The sequence below is a fragment of the Caballeronia sp. 11_S32 genome, from assembly GCF_056930355.1.
On sequence record NZ_JBXOWH010000001.1, the window covers coordinates 783,421 to 802,597 of the forward strand.

The window sequence follows — 19,177 nt, forward strand, 5'->3', positions numbered from 1 at the left end:
TCAGGCGCGCTGCGACGTGGCGTGCAGGCGGCTCGTTTCCAGGTCCAGCGTGCTCTGCACGAGGAACTCCAGCGGATACGGGTCCATGCGGATCAGTCCGCGGATTTCGAACGTCAGGTTGGCATGTCTGCCCAGCTTCTCTTTGTCCTGCAAGGGAACGATAGATAGCGAGTTCGCGATCAGGCGCGGCTCGAAATCCTTGATGGCCCGTTTGACGATCGCTTCGATATGCGTCCACTCGCGCGAAGCCATGAACGCTCCAGCAAGCGCCGGCACGCCAAAATTCACGGTAGATGCGGCGGCGAGCGGGTATCGCTCGCGGTCGATCTGATCCTCGAGATTAGCCGCGTTGAGCAGATAGGCCAGGTCACGTTGAATGATGTCGCGTATCTGCATGCGCGTCATCGCGTATTCCTCCGGCGCTTCGGTCTGCCGGTAAGGTGCATCGTCACGCAGACGATCGATGAGCGTCGGCAACAGATGCGCATCCGCCCTACGCGGCGCGCCGGTTGAGCCGTTTCCCTGCTTCCGCCTGGTCATTGCGCGAGCCCGCTGCCGGCACCGCCGCGTGCGCTCTCGTCCGCACGCGGCGTATCACCGAATGTGCACTCCACGAGATCGAACACCCCGAAGTCTCCCGCGCTCGTCGCCCAGGTTTTGCACCCCGACGCGAACACGCCGGTGCGGCCGGCCTCGCGCCAGACCGTGCAGCGGCCCAGCAGCAGGGCGTCGCGCTCGGTCTGCGCAAGCGCCGGCGCGTCCGGATATCGTGCGGGCAGAAAGCCATTGAGTTCCGTACCGTCGACGAGCGTCAGCGTGCCGGGCGCCCAGATCAGATCGACAAGCGAGCCCGGGCGCGTGATGCGCCAGGCCGCGATATCGGCGATTGGAACCCACCTGTAGCGCCCGGCGGCGACGAATTCGCAGACCGGCCCGAGCCTGCTGTCGCTGTCGCCGATCCACTCGAAAGAACCGAGCTGGCTCGACCCGGGGGTCAGCGGGGCCGCGTCGAGTGCGCTTTCCCGGGCGGCATCCGCTTCTTCCAGATTGCCGCATGCTGCGAGACCGAGGGCGGCATGCAAGCCGTGCATCCAGGCGGGATTGTCGTCGAAGACGAAACCCGGTTCCTGCGCTCCGGACATGACCTTGGCACGAACACGTTCGGCGCGCACGAGATCGCGATAAACGTGCGCGATCTTGCCTTGTGTCTCGTCCAGTTGCGCGAAGGCCTGCAGCTGTCGGATCGCTCGATCCCATTGCTGCATGATGCAGAGCCACTGAAAGAGCGCCCAGCGATGCGCCGCGACTGCCGGTTCAGCGCGGATTAGCGCTTCCGTCTCCCCGATCGCCCGTGAAGGCGGCAGGCTGGCGCCATGCGACACATGGCTTGTCACGATTTGTTCCATCATTTGCTATCCGAAACATACTGCTCGAGATTCCTCGCGCCATTGATTGTTTGTTGCATCGGGCTATCGATCGCGAGCGTATGGTGATCACGGCGCGCCAGTTCGGGCGCGCTGCGTGCGTTCGCCTGCGCAGCGCCCATGTGATAGTGCTCGGGCGCAAAGACTTCGAGAATGTCCGGTATGGCCCGAGGGTCCGCCATGGCGTTCTCGATGTCCACCAGCGGCCCGAAGGCCTCCTCGATCTTTTCGAAAGCGCCGAGCCATTCACTGATCGGCACATGCCTCGCCGGGTCGACGTCAGGAGCATGCGCTTCCAAGGCCGCGAGCGGCCGTGCCGCACTCGTCTGCGCCTGATCCCAGCTGTCCGCCGGCAATATGCGTGCGTTCTCCAGTGCATCGTAATAGCCTGCGGCAAGGGCGCTGATGATATCTCCCGAGCCGCCGTCCACGAACGCGGGCGCGCGTGCGACCGCTGCATCACCACGCGGACGTGCCTTGCGCACCACGCCATCTTGCAAAAAGGACGCGAATTCGAGGTCCTCGGAATTCGGATCATCGCTAAATGCAATGCAACTTTCCGCAGAAACAAGCCCAACCGGCTCCATCCGCTCTTTCATGACCATATTCGCTTCTGAAGTCCACGAGATAGGACTTCCGCCTTAATAAAAACCCGGGCAATTTTTCTGAAAATCTATATGGAGCAATTAACGCATGGTTATAGCACTTTGTCCACCGCTAATTAACTGCAAAAAAGCAGTATTATTGGATTAATTTTGGAACAGTTTCGGAAGTAATCCTTCTCCTCAGCTTTCAAAACGTAAGACAAATCTCATTTTTTGATTGACCCAAGCCAAAACCCTCGTTCTTTTAGAGCCTTACGGAGGCCATTTAATTTATCTCGCATGAGCTATTGCCGATATTTTTCAAAGCATTAAAGCAGGCGATCAGGCATATGATTGCCTTTAAGCATCGATATTGAATATTAGGCAAATATATCGGCAAGCATTGACACGCCGAAATTCGTTATTCAATAATTAATAGAAAGGTGGCAAATCGAAATATATCGTCAAGGCGAATTTCATTTCCACGTGAATCACTCGAGCAATAGTTTTTATGACGTCGCAATCGCGACGATCACCGCTCTCGCGTAACTCATGCCGGCATTTCCAAATGATTTCTCGCCACGCACTATTCGGTAAGCTCGGGTCGACGCTCTTTCGCAGCGTCGAGTCCGCAACCGCCTTCTGCAAGCTGCGCGGCAATCCATATGTAGAACTCGTGCATTGGCTGCATCAGCTCATGCAATCGGGCGACAGCGACCTGCACCGCATCCTGCGTCATGCGGACATCGATATCGCAGCGCTCGAGCGCGATATCGGACGTGCGCTGCTGACCCTGCCCTCCGGCGCCAGTTCGATCAACGACTTCTCCCATCACGTCGAAGCCGCTATCGAGCGCGCCTGGGTCCTTTCGTCGCTAGCGTTCGGCGACCGCCGGATTCGCGGCGCTTGGCTCGTCGCCGCATTGGTTGGCACACCTGAGCTACGGCGGGTGCTGCTGTCGATTTCCCCCTTGTTCGCTCGCATTCCGGTCGAAAATCTTCACGAGATACTGCCGGCATGGATCAGCGGCTCGCCGGAAACCGACGACGCGCCCTACGACAAGAGCGACTTCGCACCCGCGGTGCCGGGCGAAGCATCTCACGCGTTGGCGCCATCCAGCAAGGGCGTGCTCGACCAGTATTGCACGGACCTGACCGCGCAGGCGCGCGCAGGCGAAATCGACGCCGTGACGGGCCGCGAGCAGGAAATTCGGTCCCTTATCGATGTCCTGTTGCGCCGGCGCCAGAACAATCCGCTGCTCACCGGAGAAGCCGGTGTCGGCAAGACCGCCGTGGTCGAGGGGCTGGCGCTCGCACTCGCGAATGGCAACGTTCCCGCCGCGCTGTCCGACGTTCGGCTCATGACGCTCGACGTCGGCGCCCTGCTTGCCGGTGCGAGCATGAAAGGCGAATTCGAGGCGCGCCTCAAGAGCGTGCTGGAAGCCGCTACGAAAGCCACGGTGCCAGTCATTCTCTTTGTCGACGAGATTCATACGCTCGTCGGAGCGGGCGGACAAGCCGGAACCGGCGATGCCGCCAACCTGCTCAAGCCCGCACTGGCGCGTGGCACGGTTCGCGTCATTGGCGCCACGACGTGGTCGGAGTACAAGCGCCACATCGAAAAGGATCCCGCGCTGACGCGCCGCTTCCAGGTCATGCAGGTCGCCGAGCCTGGCGAGGCCGCTGCAATCGACATGGTGCGCGGACTCGCTCAGGCATTCTCGCGGCATCACCGCGTGATCGTGCGCGATGAGGCCGTGCGCGCAGCCGTGAAGCTGTCGCATCGCTTCATTCCTTCACGGCAACTGCCCGACAAGGCGATTAGCCTGCTGGACACCGCGTGCGCGCGCGTTGCACTGTCCCAACACGCGCCGCCGCGCGAATTGCAGGATGTGCGGCAGCGTCTGCAGGCGGCGCGCGTCGAATACGACCTGCTGGAGCAGGAGGCCCGCATCGGCATCGGAGAGGGTGACCTGCCTCGCGCGCAGGCGTACATCGATACGCTGCTCGCCGAGGAACACGCTCTCGATGCGCACTGGTGCGCACAGGCTGCGGCCGCGCAGTCGCTCGCGAGCGCGCGTGAGGCCGCGTTGACTGCGGAGCCCGGCAATGAGCACAGCGAGCCGCGTCCCCTTCTCTCTTCGTTGCGCGAGCTGGAGCGTTCCTTACGCGATCTGCAAGGCGAGACACCAATGGTCTTTCCGGAAGTCGATGAAGCCGTCGTCGCGGGCATCGTCTCCGACTGGACGGGCATCCCCGTCGGCCGCATGGTCACTGACGAGATCGCCGCGGTCCGCGCGCTGCCCGAGACGCTCGCGCACCGCGTGATCGGACAATCCGACGCGCTTGCCTTGATCGGTGAGCGCGTCCAGACGGCACGCGCCGGGCTCTCGGATCCGAGGAAGCCACTCGGTGTGTTCCTGCTTGCGGGTCCTTCAGGGGTGGGCAAGACCGAAACGGCCCTCGCACTCGCCGAGGCACTGTATGGCGGCGAGCAGAACCTGATCACCATCAACATGAGCGAGTATCAGGAAGCGCACACGGTCTCCGGCCTCAAGGGGGCGCCGCCGGGCTATGTCGGTTATGGGGAGGGCGGCGTACTCACCGAGGCGGTACGTCGGCGGCCTTACTCCGTCGTGCTGCTAGACGAAATAGAGAAGGCGCATCGCGACGTGCACGAGATGTTCTTCCAGGTATTCGACAAGGGATACATGGAAGACGGTGACGGCAGATATATCGACTTCCGCAACACGACGATTCTGTTGACGAGCAATGCAGGCTCCGAACTGACGGTGAGCCTGTGCGCCGACGCCGCTCTCATGCCCGATCAGGACGGACTTCGGGAAGCGCTGGCCTCCGAACTGCTCAAGACATTTCCCGCAGCATTCCTCGGACGGGTCACCCTCGTGCCGTACCGCCCTCTGGCGGATGCGTCGCTCGCGAGCATCGTGCGCCTGCACCTCGAACGCGTGGCGCAGCGCATGTCCGGCAGTCACGGCATTGCCGTCGCGTACGGTGACGCGCTCGTCGATTACATCGTCGGCCGCTGTCTGGTGCAGGAGACCGGCGCCCGCGTCCTGATCGGCTTCATCGAGCAACACGTTCTGCCACGGCTTTCCGCACTGTGGCTCGATGCACTCGCCGCAAATCGCGCGTTGCACCGGATCGACATCGAAATTGCCGATTCGGCCGCGGCGCCGCGCTCCGCGATCGTCCTGCACGCTTCGGAAACGACGCGTACGGACACGCGGATCGCCGTGGAAGCCACTCAATAAACCTGTCAAGTAGCTTCAACTTTAGAGAGCACGGAGTCACGCATGTCCCAGTCCAACAGTTCGCAGAAGTTCATTGCGCGCAACCGCGCCCCGCGCGTGCAGATCGAGTACGACGTCGAGGTGTACGGCTCGCAGAAAAAAGTCGAGCTTCCGTTCGTGATGGGCGTGCTCGCCGATCTCTCCGGAAAGGCAGTGGAGCCTCTGCCTCCCGTGGCCGACCGCCGCTTCCTCGAAATCGACATCGATAATTTCGACGACCGCATGAAGGCGATCAGACCGCGCGTCGCGTTCGCCGTGCCCAACACGCTGACCGGAGAAGGCCAACTGATGGTCGACATGACCTTCGAAAGCATCGACGACTTCGCGCCCGCGGCAATCGCCCGCAACGTCGATTCGCTGCGCCAGTTGCTCGAGGCACGCACTCAGCTCGCCAACCTGCAGACCTACATGGATGGCAAATCGGGAGCCGAGGCGCTCGTCAGCCAAATGCTCGCCGATCCCGCGCTGCTCAAGTCGCTGGCGTCGGAGCCGAAGCCGAAGAAGGCCGAAGCGGCGCCCGAATCGGACGTCTCGGAACAGTCCACGCACTAATCGGCACCGGCAGCGCTCGCGCCCTGCCGCACCACGCCGCGACCGAATCAAGAATGAGGAAACCCATGGCAGTCAATCAGGCACAGCACAAGGCCGCTGAGAGTACGACGCACTCCGAATTTACGCATCTCCTCGCGCAGGAATTCCGCACCAAGACCGATCAGGCACGCGAGGCTGTCGAACAGGCGGTGCAAACGCTCGCAGAGCAGGCGCTGCGGCAATCGATGACCATGAGCGACGATGCCTACAAGAGCATCGAGGCCATCATTGCGCAGATCGATCACAAGCTTTCAGAGCAGATCAACCTGATCCTTCACCATGCGGACTTCCAGAAGCTGGAATCGGCGTGGCGCGGTCTGCATCATCTCGTGTCGAACACCGAAACGGATGAGCGTCTGAAGATTCGCTTCATGGATGTTTCGAAGGATGACCTGCGCCGCACGATGAAGCGCTATAAGGGCATTGCATGGGATCAGAGCCCGCTCTTCAAGCAGATCTACGAGGAAGAGTATGGACAGCTCGGCGGTGAGCCCTATGGCTGCCTCGTCGCAGATTATTACTTCGACCACACGCCGCCCGACGTCGATCTGCTCGGTTCTATCGCGAAGGTGGCGGCGGCCGCGCATACGCCTTTCATCTCGGGTGCGTCGCCGTCCGCGCTGCAGATGGAATCGTGGCAGGAACTCGCCAATCCTCGCGACCTGACCAAGATCTTCGCCCAGAACCTCGAATACGCGCCCTGGAATTCGCTGCGCAGCACCGAAGATGCACGCTATGTCGGTCTTGTCATGCCGCGTTTCCTGTCACGTCTGCCGTATGGCGCCAAGACCAATCCGGTCGACGAATTCGACTTCGAGGAAGAAACGCACGGCGCCGATCACCGCAACTATGCGTGGGCCAACGCGGCTTACGCAATGGGCGTGAACATCAATCGCTCTTTCAAGCACTACGGCTGGTGCTCGCTGATTCGCGGCGTCGAGTCGGGCGGCACGGTCGAAAACCTGCCGTGCCATACCTTCCCAACGGACGATGGCGGCGTGGACATGAAATGCCCGACGGAAATCGCAATCTCCGACCGGCGCGAGGCCGAGCTTTCGAAGAACGGGTTCATCCCGCTGATTCATCGCAAGAACACGGACCATGCCACGTTCATCGGCGCGCAGTCTCTTCAGAAGCCCGCCGAGTACTACGACCCGGACGCGACCGCGAACGCGAACCTGTCCGCTCGCCTGCCTTACCTCTTCGCGTGCTCACGCTTCGCACACTACCTGAAGTGCATCGTGCGCGACAAGATCGGCTCGTTCCAGGAGCGCGAGGACATGCAGAAGTGGCTCAACGACTGGATCATGAATTACGTCGATGCCAACCCGAACAACTCCACCGAAGCGACGAAGGCGAGCCGTCCGCTTGCCGCCGCTGAAGTGGTCGTCGAAGAGGTCGAAGGAAACCCCGGCTATTACCAGGCGAGGTTCTTCCTGCGTCCGCACTTCCAGCTCGAGGGCTTGACGGTGTCGCTGCGGCTGGTTACGCGCCTGCCTTCGGTCAAGGAAGCGGCCTGAGCAGGACGCACGGCAATTATGTTCGCTCAGCCAGGCAACCGTAGAGGGGCGGCCTGACTAGCGAACCGGCGAAGAGCGCCAAGACCGCGATGGGTGGGCCCGAAGCAACAGGGTCACCGCACATCCAGCGAGTGAGGCGTGAAGTAAAGCAGTAGTTGGCATGTTGTTTCAACCAGGAAGGAGCTAATAAATGGCACAAGACATCTTCATCAAAATCAATGGTATCGAGGGTGAGTCGCAAGACGCCAAGCACAAGGGCGAGATCGACGTATTGAGCTGGGGTTGGAGCGTCGCGCAGCAATCATCGAGCGGCGGCAGCGGTCGTGGTCACGGGAAGGCCACCGTTGGCGATCTGGCATTCGAGCACTTCGTCGACAGGTCCAGCCCGAACCTGGTTTCCTACTGCTTCAGCGGCAAGCACATCGATCAGGTCGTGCTGACGGTGCGCAAGGCCGGCGGCAGTCCGCTCGAATTCCTCAAGATCACGATCAGCGACGTGATCGTCACGCTCGTGCAGCCGTCCGGAAGCAATAGCGATTCGGGCATACGCGAGCAGGTTCATTTGTCGTTCTCCAAGATCAAGGAGGAATACATCGTTCAGAACAAGGATGGCGGCAATGGCGGCGCGGTGAGCACCACGCTGGATGTGGCTGCCAACAAGGTGATCTGAACACCCGTCAGTTCCGGAGCCCTGCCGTCGCGGCAGGGCTTCCTTTTTCTTCCCTGTTTCTGGATTTCGAAGATGCGCTCGCCCGCTCGCATCGCCGCGCTGACCTCCCTGCTTCTCTTCGCCGCGTGCGCCGGAAGCGAAAGCAAGCCACAGCGTGAGCCGGTCAAGCTCGACATGTCCATCGTCGCATCCTCCGGGGTCAACCCGGATGATCAAAAGCGTGCTGCGCCCATCGTCGTGCGCGTCTATGAACTCAAGGACGCCGACGCCTTCAATCAGGCCGATTTCTATTCTCTTCAGGACAAGGACAAGACCGTTCTGAACGAAGATCTGGTTCAGCGCGATCAGTTCCAGCTCCGCCCGGGCGAACAGAAGTCCATCCGGCGCAGCACGAACCCGGCCGCCACCGTGCTCGGTGTGCTTGCGGCCTATCGCGACCTGCCGAATTCCGTCTGGCGAGCCACCTGGCCACTGCCTTCCACGACAGCCGCGTGGTATCGCCGTGCCCCCAAGCTCACGCTCGTCGTCGACCTCGATGCGAGCGCGATCAAGATCACCGATCCCGCCTTCAAGAACAAGTGACGAGCAATCCGCATGACCTGGCATAACAAAGTCACCTGGAGTGAAGGTCTCTTCCTTCGCCCGCAACTCTTCCAGCAACAGGAACGCTACCTGGAGCAGTTCGCGCACAAGCGCGCGGCGCCGCTGTCGCCGTTCTTCTTCGGGTTCTCCCGGTATGAGATCGATCTCGAAGCGCTCGCGCTGGGCAAGGTCATTGCCAAGTCCGCGAACGGCGTGTTTCCGGACGGCACGCCTTTCGATGCGCCAGGACAAACCGCGTTGCCCGCGCCGCTGACAATCCGCGCCGAGCATCTGGATCAGCTCATTCACCTGGCCGTGCCGGTGCGAGTGCCCAATGGCGAAGAGACTACGTTCCAGGACACGCCTGACTCGCTTGCCCGCTACAGCGTGTTCGAAACCGACTTGCGCGACGCCAATTCGATCGGTCAAGGTCAGAAGACCGTGCAGCTTTCGAATCTGCGGCTGCGTCTCTTGCCTGAGAAAGAGCTCACCGACGCATGGATCGGCCTTCCGCTCACACGCGTAAAAGCATTGCGGGCCGATGGCAGCATCGAACTCGACGAAACGCTGGTCCCGCCCGTCTCCGGTTACGGCGCCAGCGACTTGCTGACCAAATGGCTAGGCAACGTGCATGAACTGGCTCGCCTGCGCGCGCAGTCCCTCGCCAGGCGCCTGACGGGCGGCGACGGTCAGGCGGGCTCGGTCGCGGAAGTCTCGGATTATCTGCTGCTGCAAACGCTGAATCGCTATGAACCGGTGCTTCAGCATTTGCGGCGCGTCCCGAGCACCTCACCCGCCGACTTGTACACCCTGCTCGTAGGAATGGCCGGAGAACTGTCCACTTACGTTCGCCCTGAAACGCGCAGGCCGCTGGATTCGCATCCGGCATACCGGCACAACGAGCCGCACGTCTGCCTGAAGCCGCTCATCGACGATATTCAATGGCTGCTGAACGCAGTGCTGATTCGTGCAGCACAGCGTATCGAGTTCAAGGAAGTGGGCTACGGCATGCGCAACGCGTCCGTCGATCCTCAGGATGTCCAGGGGTTCACGTCGCTCGTGCTCGCGGTATCGGCGCAAATGCCCACGGATGCGCTCGCCGAGCGCTTCGCCGCGCAATCGAAGATGGGGCCTTCCGAACGCCTGCCGGATCTCGTGCGCGCGCATCTTCCCGGTATCGCGTTGCGGGTGCTGCCCGTGCCGCCGCGCCAGATTCCGTTCAATGCCGGATACATCTACTACGAGCTCGCGCGCACAGGTCCACTTTGGGACATGGTCGCGAATCATGGCGGTATCGCGCTGCATGTGGCGGGCGAGTTTCCATCGCTCAAGCTCGAGCTATGGGGCGTGCGCGGCTGAAATGACGCATCGATCAATACCGCGAGCGAAACGCTTTTCGCCAAGGCGCGTTTACGCGTGAGTACCCAGGGAATGGATCAAGCATGAACACGGTGGATAATTCAACCAACTCGTCCTCGACGGGCGCGGCCGACGGCCACCCCGACCGACAGACGAGCGACTCCACGAACAAATCGAGTCGGGCAGCATTCCTGCCCGCCGGCGAGCCGCAAGCCGAACGTCTTCGTGCAATCCAGCAGGCGGCAAATCCGTTGCTCGAGGCGGCCCGCCCGCTGCTGCGCGCACTCGCCGACATGCCCGAGGCGCTGGACCAGAACGCCGCGAGGAACCTGCTCGACTTGCTCGAGCAGGAGGTACGCGTGTTCGATAGCCTCTGCGAGCAAGCAAACATCAGGCGTGACCATATGCTGGGCGCCCGCTATAGCCTCTGCACCGCGCTCGATGAAGCAGGGATGGGAGCGCCGTGGGGCAGCAAGGAAGCGGGCGTTGAATGGAGCACGAGGCAGCTCGCCGTCACTTTTCATAACGATCGCGAAGGTGGCGAAAAGGTTTTCTTGCTGATCGGCCGTCTCATGAGCGAGCCGCGCGAGCATCTCGACCTGCTCGAAGTCATCTATCGGATTCTGAGCTTCGGCTTCATGGGCCGCTATCACAATCGCGTCGATGGCACGCGCAGTCGCGACGCCATCCGTGAACGGCTCTTTCACGAAATCCGCACGAGCCAGACCGGCTCGCACGGCCTGCTGTCCCCGCATGCGCTGTCCGACGCACGAGGCCGGCGGCTCACGTTCCACGACTTCCCGGTCTGGATCACGGTCGCCGTGCTCGGCGTAGCGGTCCTGTCGCTGTTCGCGTGGTTCAAGTATCAATTGCTGAGCGCGGAGACAAGCGTCGAGAAACAGATCGTCGATATCGGCCGGATGACGCCGCCCCCGGCACCGCGCCGCCCGCATCTGAAAGAGCTCCTGAAGAATGAGATCGCCGCCGGCACGGTCAGCGTCGAGGAAGATGCAAAGCGCAGCGCCGTGATTTTCCGCGGAGATGCGATGTTCGCGCCGGGGGGCGTCGCGGTCAACACAACGATGAGTCCGCTCATCGCGAAGATCGCTCAGGAGATCGCGAAGGTGCCCGGCAAGGTGACGGTCGCCGGCTACACCGACAACGTGCCGGTCAAGAGCCGTCAGTTCGCATCGAATGGCAGCCTGTCGGAGGAGCGCGCCACGCAAGTGATGCAGATGTTGCAGGCGGCGGGTGTTCCCGCTGGTCGCCTCGAAGCCATTGGCAAGGGCGAGTCCAACCCTATTGGCGACAACGCCACAGTCCAGGGGCGCGCGCAGAACCGGCGCGTCGAAATCTCGATCGCACCCTGAGCGCAGCCCGCTCTCGACTTTCGTCGAATGGAATCAAAGCATGAAGAAGTTGTCGTTTCTCGTTTCGCGCTGGTTTCTGGCGCTGCTTGCGCTGGCATTGCTCTCTCTCGCGATATGGTTCATTGGTCCTTATCTGGCGTTCAATGAACTGAAGCCTCTGGAGGGCGTCGGCATACGGGTGCTGGTCATCGCGTTATTGTTGTGCGCCGTCTTGCTGTGGCTGAACGGCTGGTCGACGGCCATCGTGTTCGGCGTGCTGTCATGTCTCGCCATCTGGCATGGCGCGCCGCTTCTGAGTATCGGGCAGGCGCGGCCATTGGCCTCCCCGGCGGCGCGCCTCGGCATGATCGCCGCGGTGATCGTCCTGTTTGCCCTCTTTGGCCTTCATTGGGTCTGGAAGCGCATGCGCAGCGACGAACAGTTCCTGAAAAAGGCGCTGCGCTTCGACACCAAGACGGTGTCCCGGGCGGCGGTACGCATCGGACAGATCGAGGCGCGCATGAACGTCGCACTGGCGCGACTGAAATCGATGCGCACAGACGCGCGGGGGTTCACTCGCCTGTTCCAGGGCACGCGTTATCTCTATGAATTGCCGTGGTACATCACGCTCGGCGCACCGTCTTCCGGCAAGTCTCGCGCCTTGCTCAATTCGGGACTGTCATTCCCCGAGGGCAGTCCCGCATTGCGGGCGGGCAGCGCGCCCGGCGCCACACAGCAGGTCGAGTGGTGGCTCGCGAACGAAGCCGTCCTGATCGACACCGCGGGCTACTACGTGCTTCCGGGCGCGTCGTTGCACTCGCTGCCCGACGCAACGGACAACGCACGTGATGAAAGCACCCGGACCCGGGAACCTCTGACCCTCGGTCCCAATTCGAGCAAGAGCAGCGTTCCCGTCTCGGACGCGGATCATCATCGCCTTCTCGACAATGACGAGTGGTTCGGCCTGCTCGCGCTGCTGCGACGCCGGCGTCCGCGCGCACCGGTCAACGGTGCGTTGCTGACCATCTCGCTCGATACCCTGACCCTCCCGGACGCTTCCGCGCGCATCGCCGAAGCGCACGCGCTTCGAGAACGTCTCGCCGATTTGCGCAGCACGCTCGGTGTTAGCTTTCCCGTGTATCTGATGATCACGCAGATGGACCGTCTGCCGGGCTTTCTGGACTATTTCGCGTCGCTGACCGAAGAAACCCGCGCCCAGATATGGGGCGTCACCGTGCCGACTGGCGCGACGCTCGAGCATCTCGCGCTTCGGACGTTCTGCGAGGAGCAACTGCGAGAGCTCGCTGCGCGAGTGGCCTCCGGCGTCAACACGCGCCTCGACGACGAATACGACACGATCTGCCGACGCAGTCTCGCGAGACTGCCCGAAGCGTTCGCCGCGATCATCGCGCCGCTGTGCGATGTGCTCGGCGAGCTATTCGTCGACTCGCGCTACGACGACACCCAGCAACGCGCGATGTTGCGCGGCGTCTATTTCACGAGCGCGATGCAAGGCGGCACGGACGTCGCTGTGGAACCACTGACCGTGATGCGACGGATCACAGCGGAGAAGCTTGTGGACCGCACGCACGAGGCGGGCAATCAGAGCTACTTTCTGCACACGCTCTTCGCCCGGGTGATCCTGCGCGAAGCGCACCTCGTGCGGCCGAATCTGCGGTGGGAATATCGGTTCCGTGCGCTGCGGCTCGTCGGCCACGCTCTCGCCCTCCTGCTGTTCGGATGGCTCGCGGTGGGTCTGTTCACGAGCTTCGGCAATAACAGCGCTTATCTCGAAGCCATCGCGCACAAGACCCATGCGTTGTCCGCGAAGATCACGCAGCTTTATCGCGAGCCGAAACCGGAAAGCGTGCCGGACGCGCTCACCGAAGCGCGTTATCTGCCCACCTGGACGGGGCTCGACCTCTCCGCGCCGGATCCGGGCTTCCGCTTCGGTCTCTATTCGGCGCCCGCGGTCGTCGAAGCAAGCAACGCGACTTATCGCGCGCTGGAGAACAACCTGCTGTTACCGCATATCGTGCATCGCCTCGAGGATGCGCTCTCTCAAGCGATCACCGATAAAGACGCCGCAGCCTCCTATAACGCCCTGCGCGTTTATCTGATGCTGTACGACCGCGAGAAATTCGACGCCGGCGAGGTCAAGGCATGGGTGCTCGACGATTGGGCCAGAACCGACAGCGCGTCGGTGTTCGGCGGCCGCGCGTCGATGATCGATCACGTGCAGCAATTATTCTCCGGCGACCGGATCGTGCAATCGCCGCTGATCCGCAACGACGCGCTGATTCAGCGCGCCCGCGCCCTGCTCGATACCAGCAACGGGACGCAGCGGCTCTACGAGCGCGCCAAGGCCGCGATGACGGCGGAATCGCCGGACGAGTTCACGCTGCTGCGCGCGGTGGGTCCACAAGCCGGCACCGTGTTCACGCGGGCGAGCGGCGCACCGCTTTCGCGCGGCGTGGCGGGGCTTTTCAGCTATGACGGTTATCGCAACCTGTTCGACAAGCGCCTGCACGAATTCGTCCAGCGCGCCCGCAACGACGACGCCTGGGTCATGGGACGGTCGTATCTCGAGGACTGGTCGAACGCGGGTCAAAAAAAAACAGCTGACTTCGTGAAATCCGCCGCGGGCGCCGACGATTCCCTCAGCGAAGCCATTCGCCGGCTGTATCTGACGGAATATGCCCAGCGATGGGAGGCCTTTCTCGCCGATATCCGTCCGGTGACCGGCACGAGCCTTTCGTTCAATCTGCAGATCCTGCGGCAATTCGCTGCGCCGGATTCGCCGCTCGCGCGTCTCGCACGGGCGGCCGTCCGCGAAACCACATTGACGCGCAATCCCGGCGCCAATGACTCGCTGCTGCAAAAGACCAGTGACCAGCTCGCTCAGAAGGCGGACCAGGCGCTTGGCATCCGGGCGGAGGAACGTATCGAGCGGGAGTTGGTCGACAATCGCTTTGCCGCGTTGCGAGAAATGGTCACGGGCGACGCGTCCGCGCAGGACCGCGCGGCCACACCGGGCACGCCGGGAAACAAGACGGGGCTGGACGGCGTGAGCGCGTTGCTCAACGAGAACTACACGGCGATGACAGTCGCGGACAATGCGCTCGCCAACAATAGCCTGCCTCCCGCGAGCGACGCGTCGGCGAAGTTGAAGATGGCGGCGAACACGATGCCCGCGCCCTTTCGCGAAGTGCTCCTCGGCTTGTCCTCACAAGGCTCGCGCGAGGTGGCTCAGGGCATCGGCCAACTGCTTTCGCGTCAGATGCAGTCGGTCGTCGGAGATGTCTGCCGCCTTGCGATCGAGGGAAACTTCCCTTTTTCGCCTGACAGTAAGCGCGATGTCAGCATCGACGACTTCACGCGCATGTTCGCCCAAGGCGGCGTCATCGATGATTTCTTCACCAAGAATCTTGGGCCGCTCGTCGACGTATCCGGCAGGCCGTGGCGCTACAAGACGCTGCCTGGCGCCACAGAGCCGGTTCATGGCCCGGATCTGGAGCCTTTCGAGCATGCGCGAGATATCCGCAATGTTTTCTTCGGGGAACAGGGTAAGCAGTTGTCGTGGAAGATGGAACTGCGCGTGCCCGACCTCGACCCGACCATCTTGAGCCTTGCAATCGATATCGACGGTCAAAGCATGCTGTATGAGCACGGCCCGGTGCGGCCGTTGTTGGCCCTATGGCCCGGACCGCGTGGCGGCGTGCATGCGGAGATCACGGCGAGCCCGAGAATCCGACAGGAAACGTCGACGATGGCCGTCGATGGTCCGTGGGCCTTGATGCGGTTGTTGCGCAAGGGACAAGTAGTTCCGACTGCCACGCCCGGACGCACGCGCGTCGCACTGGAGTTCGACGGTCGCAAGGCGGTGTTGGACATCGCGAGCCCGGGCAGCGTGGCCAACCCGCTCACGAGCGATCTCCTCACGACTTTCCGCTGCCCCAGCGCGATGCCGATATTCGCACTCGCAGACAGCGGGCCGCCGCCCGGCCTTCCGTCAGCGGCGACTGTTCCCCCGACGGCAGCGCAGCCCGCACGCTGAGCCGGCGACGAGCGCGGCGCAGCCCCGACAACCTCAGCGCGCGAGCGGCTTCGCCTGCTCCATCGACGACGCGCGCACGAACTTGCCCGCGCCCAGATGATGAATCGTGTGCAGCGACTGGTTCGACTCGTCGACGATCCAGTGGCCGTCGGCGAACACGCGCGCATCGGCGGCGGCCGCGACGACTTCGGCGAAACAGGTGTCGTAGGCGTCTTCGGTGTGTTTCTCGTCGATCAACCTGCATTCGAGCCACGCGGCGCAGTTCGTCTCGATGAGCGGCAGGCCGAGCACCGGACCCTGCACCGTCTCGATGCCGAAGGCTTCGAACTTGTCGATGTCGCGCCCGCTCGACGAGCCGACCGCATAAGTGAGATCGATCATCGCGGCGCCCGGCACGATGATGCCGAACGTGCCGCTCGCGGCGGCGAGTTCGCGCGTGTACGTGCTCTTGTCGATCACGACGGCGATGCGCGGCGGCGTGAACTCCACTGGCATCGACCACGCGGCGGCCATGACGTTGCGGCGGCCGCCGTGTGTGCTCGTGACGAGAACGGTCGGGCCGTGGTTGATGAGGCGGCTGGCGTGCTCCAGCTTGACGGGAAGAAAGTGGCTCATGGTTTTATGGATGCGGAAAGGCAATTCGCGTGATTGTATGCGGCACTCGACGCTTCTGCCCGCAACCCGTTCCGTTCGCGCCCTGCGCGAGCCGGAAGGCCTTGACCGCCCTCCCACTCGCATCGAGCGCGTTGCCGCAACAATGGCTCGCCCGTGACTTCTAGCGAATCAACGCACGAGGCACGGCTTCTTGTTGTCGAACTTCCAGTTCGGGATCAGATACTGCATCGCGACGCCGTCATCGCGCGCGCCGAGGCCGTGCTGCTGATACAGCGCATGCGCCTTCTCGACTTCATCCATATCCAGCTCGACGCCGAGACCCGGCACTTCCGGCACCTTCACCTTGCCGCCGACGATCTGCAGCGGATCGCGCGTCAGACGCTGGCCGTCCTGCCAGATCCAGTGCGTATCGATCGCGGTGATCTTGCCCGGCGCGGCAGCGGCCACGTGCGTGAACATCGCGAGGGAAATATCGAAGTGATTGTTCGAATGCGAGCCCCACGTGAGGCCCCAGTCGTTGCACATCTGCGCGACGCGCACCGAGCCTTGCATGGTCCAGAAGTGCGGATCGGCGAGCGGGATATCGACGGATTGCAACTGGATCGCGTGACCCATCTGGCGCCAGTCCGTCGCGATCATGTTGGTCGCGGTCGGCAGGCCCGTCGCGCGGCGGAATTCGGCCATCACTTCGCGGCCCGAGTAGCCGTTCTCCGCGCCGCACGGATCTTCCGCATAGGCGAGCACGTCGTGCTGGTCGCGGCACAGGCGGATCGCTTCGGCCAATGACCACGCGCCGTTCGGGTCGAGCGTCACGCGCGCTTCGGGGAAGCGCTCCGCGAGCGCGGTGACCGCTTCGATTTCCGCATCGCCCGCGAGCACGCCGCCCTTCAGCTTGAAATCGTTGAAGCCATAGCGCGCCTGCGCGGCTTCGGCAAGACGCACGACCGCTTCGGGCGTCAACGCGACTTCGGTGCGCAGGCGCTCCCAGTCGTCCTTGCCGTCCGCGCCGGATGCGTATTGCAGGTCGGTCTTGTTGCGATCGCCGACATAGAACAGATAGCCGAGCATCTCCACTTCGTCGCGCTGCTGGCCTTCGCCGAGCAACGCCGCGACGGGCACGCCCAGATGCTTGCCGAGCAGATCCAGCAGCGCCGCTTCGAGCGCGGTGACCGCGTGAATGGTCGTGCGCAGATCGAAAGTCTGCAGGCCGCGTCCGCCCGCGTCGCGATCGGCGAACTTCGTGCGGACCTGGTTCAGCACCGAATGCAGATTGCCGATAGATTGCCCGACGACGAGCGCACGCGCATCGTCGATGGTCTTGCGGATGTTCTCGCCGCCCGGCACTTCGCCGACGCCCGTGTTACCCGCGCTGTCCGTCAGGATCACGATGTTGCGCGTGAAGAACGGCCCGTGCGCGCCGGAGAGATTCATGAGCATGCTGTCGCGCCCGGCGACGGGAATGACGCGCAGTTCGGTGACGGTGGGCGTCGCGTTGACGCGAGTTGAAGTCGTAGACATGAGCGAAGTACCAGTTGTTGATTGAGACATGGCGCGCGTCATATGAATCAGACGGCGCCTTGAGCTTCCACGTAAAGCGCGTGCGGCGAGAGTCGAAGTCGTGCGTGCGTCATTCGGCCAGTTCGAAGCGCTGAATCTTGCCGACGACGAACAGATAGCAGACGATCGCGATCAGCGCATTCGCGCTCACGAACACGAGCGCCGACGCGAACGAGCCCGTGCCCTGCACGAGATAGCCGATGACGATCGGCGTCGTGATGCCCGCCGTATTGCCGAAGGTGTTGAAGAGCGCCGCGCACAGTCCGCTCGCCTGCTTCGGCGCCGTATCGGAGACGACGGCCCAGCCGAGCGCGCCGATACCCTTGCCGAAGAACGCCGCGGCCATGATGCCCACCACGAGCCACTGATTATCGACGTAGTTGCACACGATCATGCAGGTCGACAGCAGCAGGCCGACGACGATCGGCACCTTGCGCGCGGTGGACGTCGAGAAGCCGCGCTTCATCAGCCGGTCGGAGATGACGCCGCCGAGCACGCCGCCGAGAAAACCCGCGATCGCCGGAATCGACGCGACGAAGCCCGCCTTCAGGATCGACATATGGCGTTCCTGCACGAGATAGATCGGGAACCAGGTCAGGAAGAAGTACGTGAGCGTCGTAATGCAGTATTGCGCGATGAACACGCCGAGCATCATGCGGCTCTTGAGCAGTTGCGCGAAGACCTTGCGGCCATGCGCGCCGTCCTTCGAACTCGCCTTCGCGGCGCGGCGCTCCTTCGCGATCTGCTTGTCTTCGAGGTCGACCATTGCGCCGTTATCGGCGATGAAGCGGACTTCGGCGTCGTTCGCGAGCGGATGTTCGCGCGGCGCATAGATGCTCTTCAGCCAGACGCCGGTGAGCACGATGCCCAGCGCACCCATCGCGAAGAACACATACGGCCAGCCGTAGGTGTGCGTGATCCAGCCCATGATCGGGGTGAACAGCACCGCCGCGAAATATTGCGACGAATTGAAGATGGCCGATGCCGTGCCGCGTTCGGCTGTAGGGAACCACGTGGCCGTCAGGCGCGAATTGCCCGGAAAGGCCGGCGCTTCCGCCGCGCCGACGAGAAAGCGCAGCGCGAAGAGCGTGACGATCGCCACCGCGACCGGCAAGCCCGCGACGAAGCCTTGAAGCGCCGTCAGGACCGACCAGAAGAAGATGCTGCATGCGTACACGCGCTTCGAGCCGAAGCGGTCGAGCAGCCAGCCGCCCGGAATTTGCGCGATCACATACGCCCACGCGAACGACGAGAAGATATACCCCATCGCGACCGGCGAAATGCCGAGTGCCTGCTGGATCGAAGAGCCTGTGATGGAAAGCGTCGCGCGGTCGGCGTAGTTGACTGTCGTGACGAGGAACAGCATGAATACGATCAGAAAGCGCGCCTTGCTGCGTCCCGCGTAACTGCCCGCGACGGCCCTATCGGCCCCGGCGACGCCGCCACCCGCGCTTTCTTGCGCAAGCGAATCGCGCACCCGCTTTACGCCATTCTCCATTTTCGTCTCCGGTGTTGTGTGATGTCCCATGGCTTTGGAGAATATGTTAGCGCAAACA

14 protein-coding genes are annotated in these 19,177 nt (G+C 62.7%); 8 read left to right on the forward strand and 6 right to left on the reverse strand.

All coding sequences use genetic code 11. The features are described 5' to 3' along the window. Genes tssE through AC1Z32_RS03680 form a run of 3 tightly spaced genes read right to left on the reverse strand, consistent with a single transcriptional unit; the run spans position 1 to position 2,029 of the window. Positions 1 to 540, reverse strand: a complete 540-nt coding sequence (gene tssE / locus AC1Z32_RS03670; protein ID WP_483477338.1) for a type VI secretion system baseplate subunit TssE — start codon at positions 538 to 540, stop codon at positions 1 to 3. Further along, entirely contained in the window at positions 537 to 1,406 is an 870-nt protein-coding gene (locus tag AC1Z32_RS03675) for a type VI secretion system accessory protein TagJ (protein ID WP_483477339.1), read from the reverse strand. The genes tssE and AC1Z32_RS03675 overlap by 4 nt, the downstream gene beginning before the upstream one ends. After that, positions 1,406 to 2,029, reverse strand: coding sequence for a TagK domain-containing protein (locus tag AC1Z32_RS03680; protein ID WP_483477340.1), 624 nt, complete (start codon positions 2,027 to 2,029; stop codon positions 1,406 to 1,408). The genes AC1Z32_RS03675 and AC1Z32_RS03680 overlap by 1 nt, the downstream gene beginning before the upstream one ends. Positions 2,030 to 2,576: 547 nt before the next feature. Between AC1Z32_RS03680 and tssH the strand changes: the two genes are divergently transcribed. From tssH to tssM, 8 genes are all read left to right on the forward strand, one after another. Continuing rightward, positions 2,577 to 5,282: a type VI secretion system ATPase TssH gene (tssH, locus tag AC1Z32_RS03685; protein ID WP_483477341.1), complete on the forward strand. Its 2,706-nt coding sequence runs from the start codon at positions 2,577 to 2,579 to the stop codon at positions 5,280 to 5,282. Between the two features lie 42 nt (positions 5,283 to 5,324). Further along, positions 5,325 to 5,873, forward strand: a complete 549-nt coding sequence (gene tssB, locus AC1Z32_RS03690; RefSeq protein ID WP_483477342.1) for a type VI secretion system contractile sheath small subunit — start codon at positions 5,325 to 5,327, stop codon at positions 5,871 to 5,873. Between the two features lie 65 nt (positions 5,874 to 5,938). Further along, a complete protein-coding gene (gene tssC / locus AC1Z32_RS03695) occupies positions 5,939 to 7,432 on the forward strand; it encodes a type VI secretion system contractile sheath large subunit (protein WP_483477343.1) in 1,494 nt (497 codons plus the stop codon). 190 nt (positions 7,433 to 7,622) lie between these two features. Further along, on the forward strand, positions 7,623 to 8,102 hold the full coding sequence (locus AC1Z32_RS03700; RefSeq protein ID WP_483477344.1) for an Hcp family type VI secretion system effector: 480 nt from the start codon (positions 7,623 to 7,625) through the stop codon (positions 8,100 to 8,102). A 72-nt stretch (positions 8,103 to 8,174) separates the two neighbouring features. Further along, positions 8,175 to 8,684, forward strand: a complete 510-nt coding sequence (tssJ, locus tag AC1Z32_RS03705; protein WP_483477345.1) for a type VI secretion system lipoprotein TssJ — start codon at positions 8,175 to 8,177, stop codon at positions 8,682 to 8,684. Between the two features lie 12 nt (positions 8,685 to 8,696). Next, positions 8,697 to 10,043, forward strand: a complete 1,347-nt coding sequence (gene tssK, locus AC1Z32_RS03710; RefSeq protein WP_483477346.1) for a type VI secretion system baseplate subunit TssK — start codon at positions 8,697 to 8,699, stop codon at positions 10,041 to 10,043. An 83-nt stretch (positions 10,044 to 10,126) separates the two neighbouring features. Next, positions 10,127 to 11,413, forward strand: coding sequence for a type VI secretion system protein TssL, long form (gene tssL, locus AC1Z32_RS03715; protein ID WP_483477347.1), 1,287 nt, complete (start codon positions 10,127 to 10,129; stop codon positions 11,411 to 11,413). Positions 11,414 to 11,453: 40 nt separating this feature from the next. Continuing rightward, the gene (tssM, locus tag AC1Z32_RS03720; RefSeq protein ID WP_483477348.1) at positions 11,454 to 15,449 is read left to right on the forward strand and encodes a type VI secretion system membrane subunit TssM; all 3,996 of its coding nucleotides are present in this window, start codon (positions 11,454 to 11,456) and stop codon (positions 15,447 to 15,449) included. A gap of 33 nt (positions 15,450 to 15,482) precedes the next feature. Here the strand turns inward: tssM and AC1Z32_RS03725 are convergent, their stop codons facing one another. The 3 genes from AC1Z32_RS03725 to AC1Z32_RS03735 form a co-directional block, all read right to left on the reverse strand. Continuing rightward, positions 15,483 to 16,064, reverse strand: a complete 582-nt coding sequence (locus AC1Z32_RS03725; RefSeq protein ID WP_483477349.1) for a flavin reductase family protein — start codon at positions 16,062 to 16,064, stop codon at positions 15,483 to 15,485. A gap of 168 nt (positions 16,065 to 16,232) precedes the next feature. Beyond that, positions 16,233 to 17,582 (reverse strand): glucarate dehydratase, encoded by a 1,350-nt coding sequence (gudD, locus tag AC1Z32_RS03730; RefSeq protein ID WP_483477350.1) that lies wholly within the window; start codon positions 17,580 to 17,582, stop codon positions 16,233 to 16,235. Between the two features lie 109 nt (positions 17,583 to 17,691). Next, positions 17,692 to 19,119, reverse strand: a complete 1,428-nt coding sequence (locus tag AC1Z32_RS03735) for an MFS transporter (protein ID WP_483477351.1) — start codon at positions 19,117 to 19,119, stop codon at positions 17,692 to 17,694. Between the last annotated feature and the right edge of the window lie 58 nt (positions 19,120 to 19,177).

Bases quoted from the DNA above. Each gene is read 5' to 3' on its own strand.
- tssK (WP_483477346.1), top strand. From the start codon at position 8,697: ATGACCTGGCATAACAAAGTCACCTGGAGTGAAGGTCTCTTCCTTCGC.
- AC1Z32_RS03680 (WP_483477340.1), bottom strand. From the start codon at position 2,029: ATGGTCATGAAAGAGCGGATGGAGCCGGTTGGGCTTGTTTCTGCGGAA.
- AC1Z32_RS03725 (WP_483477349.1), bottom strand. From the start codon at position 16,064: ATGAGCCACTTTCTTCCCGTCAAGCTGGAGCACGCCAGCCGCCTCATC.
- gudD (WP_483477350.1), bottom strand. From the start codon at position 17,582: ATGTCTACGACTTCAACTCGCGTCAACGCGACGCCCACCGTCACCGAA.
- tssM (WP_483477348.1), top strand. From the start codon at position 11,454: ATGAAGAAGTTGTCGTTTCTCGTTTCGCGCTGGTTTCTGGCGCTGCTT.
- tssL (WP_483477347.1), top strand. From the start codon at position 10,127: ATGAACACGGTGGATAATTCAACCAACTCGTCCTCGACGGGCGCGGCC.
- tssH (WP_483477341.1), top strand. From the start codon at position 2,577: ATGATTTCTCGCCACGCACTATTCGGTAAGCTCGGGTCGACGCTCTTT.
- tssE (WP_483477338.1), bottom strand. From the start codon at position 540: ATGACCAGGCGGAAGCAGGGAAACGGCTCAACCGGCGCGCCGCGTAGG.
- AC1Z32_RS03675 (WP_483477339.1), bottom strand. From the start codon at position 1,406: ATGGAACAAATCGTGACAAGCCATGTGTCGCATGGCGCCAGCCTGCCG.
- tssC (WP_483477343.1), top strand. From the start codon at position 5,939: ATGGCAGTCAATCAGGCACAGCACAAGGCCGCTGAGAGTACGACGCAC.
- tssB (WP_483477342.1), top strand. From the start codon at position 5,325: ATGTCCCAGTCCAACAGTTCGCAGAAGTTCATTGCGCGCAACCGCGCC.
- AC1Z32_RS03700 (WP_483477344.1), top strand. From the start codon at position 7,623: ATGGCACAAGACATCTTCATCAAAATCAATGGTATCGAGGGTGAGTCG.
- AC1Z32_RS03735 (WP_483477351.1), bottom strand. From the start codon at position 19,119: ATGGAGAATGGCGTAAAGCGGGTGCGCGATTCGCTTGCGCAAGAAAGC.
- tssJ (WP_483477345.1), top strand. From the start codon at position 8,175: ATGCGCTCGCCCGCTCGCATCGCCGCGCTGACCTCCCTGCTTCTCTTC.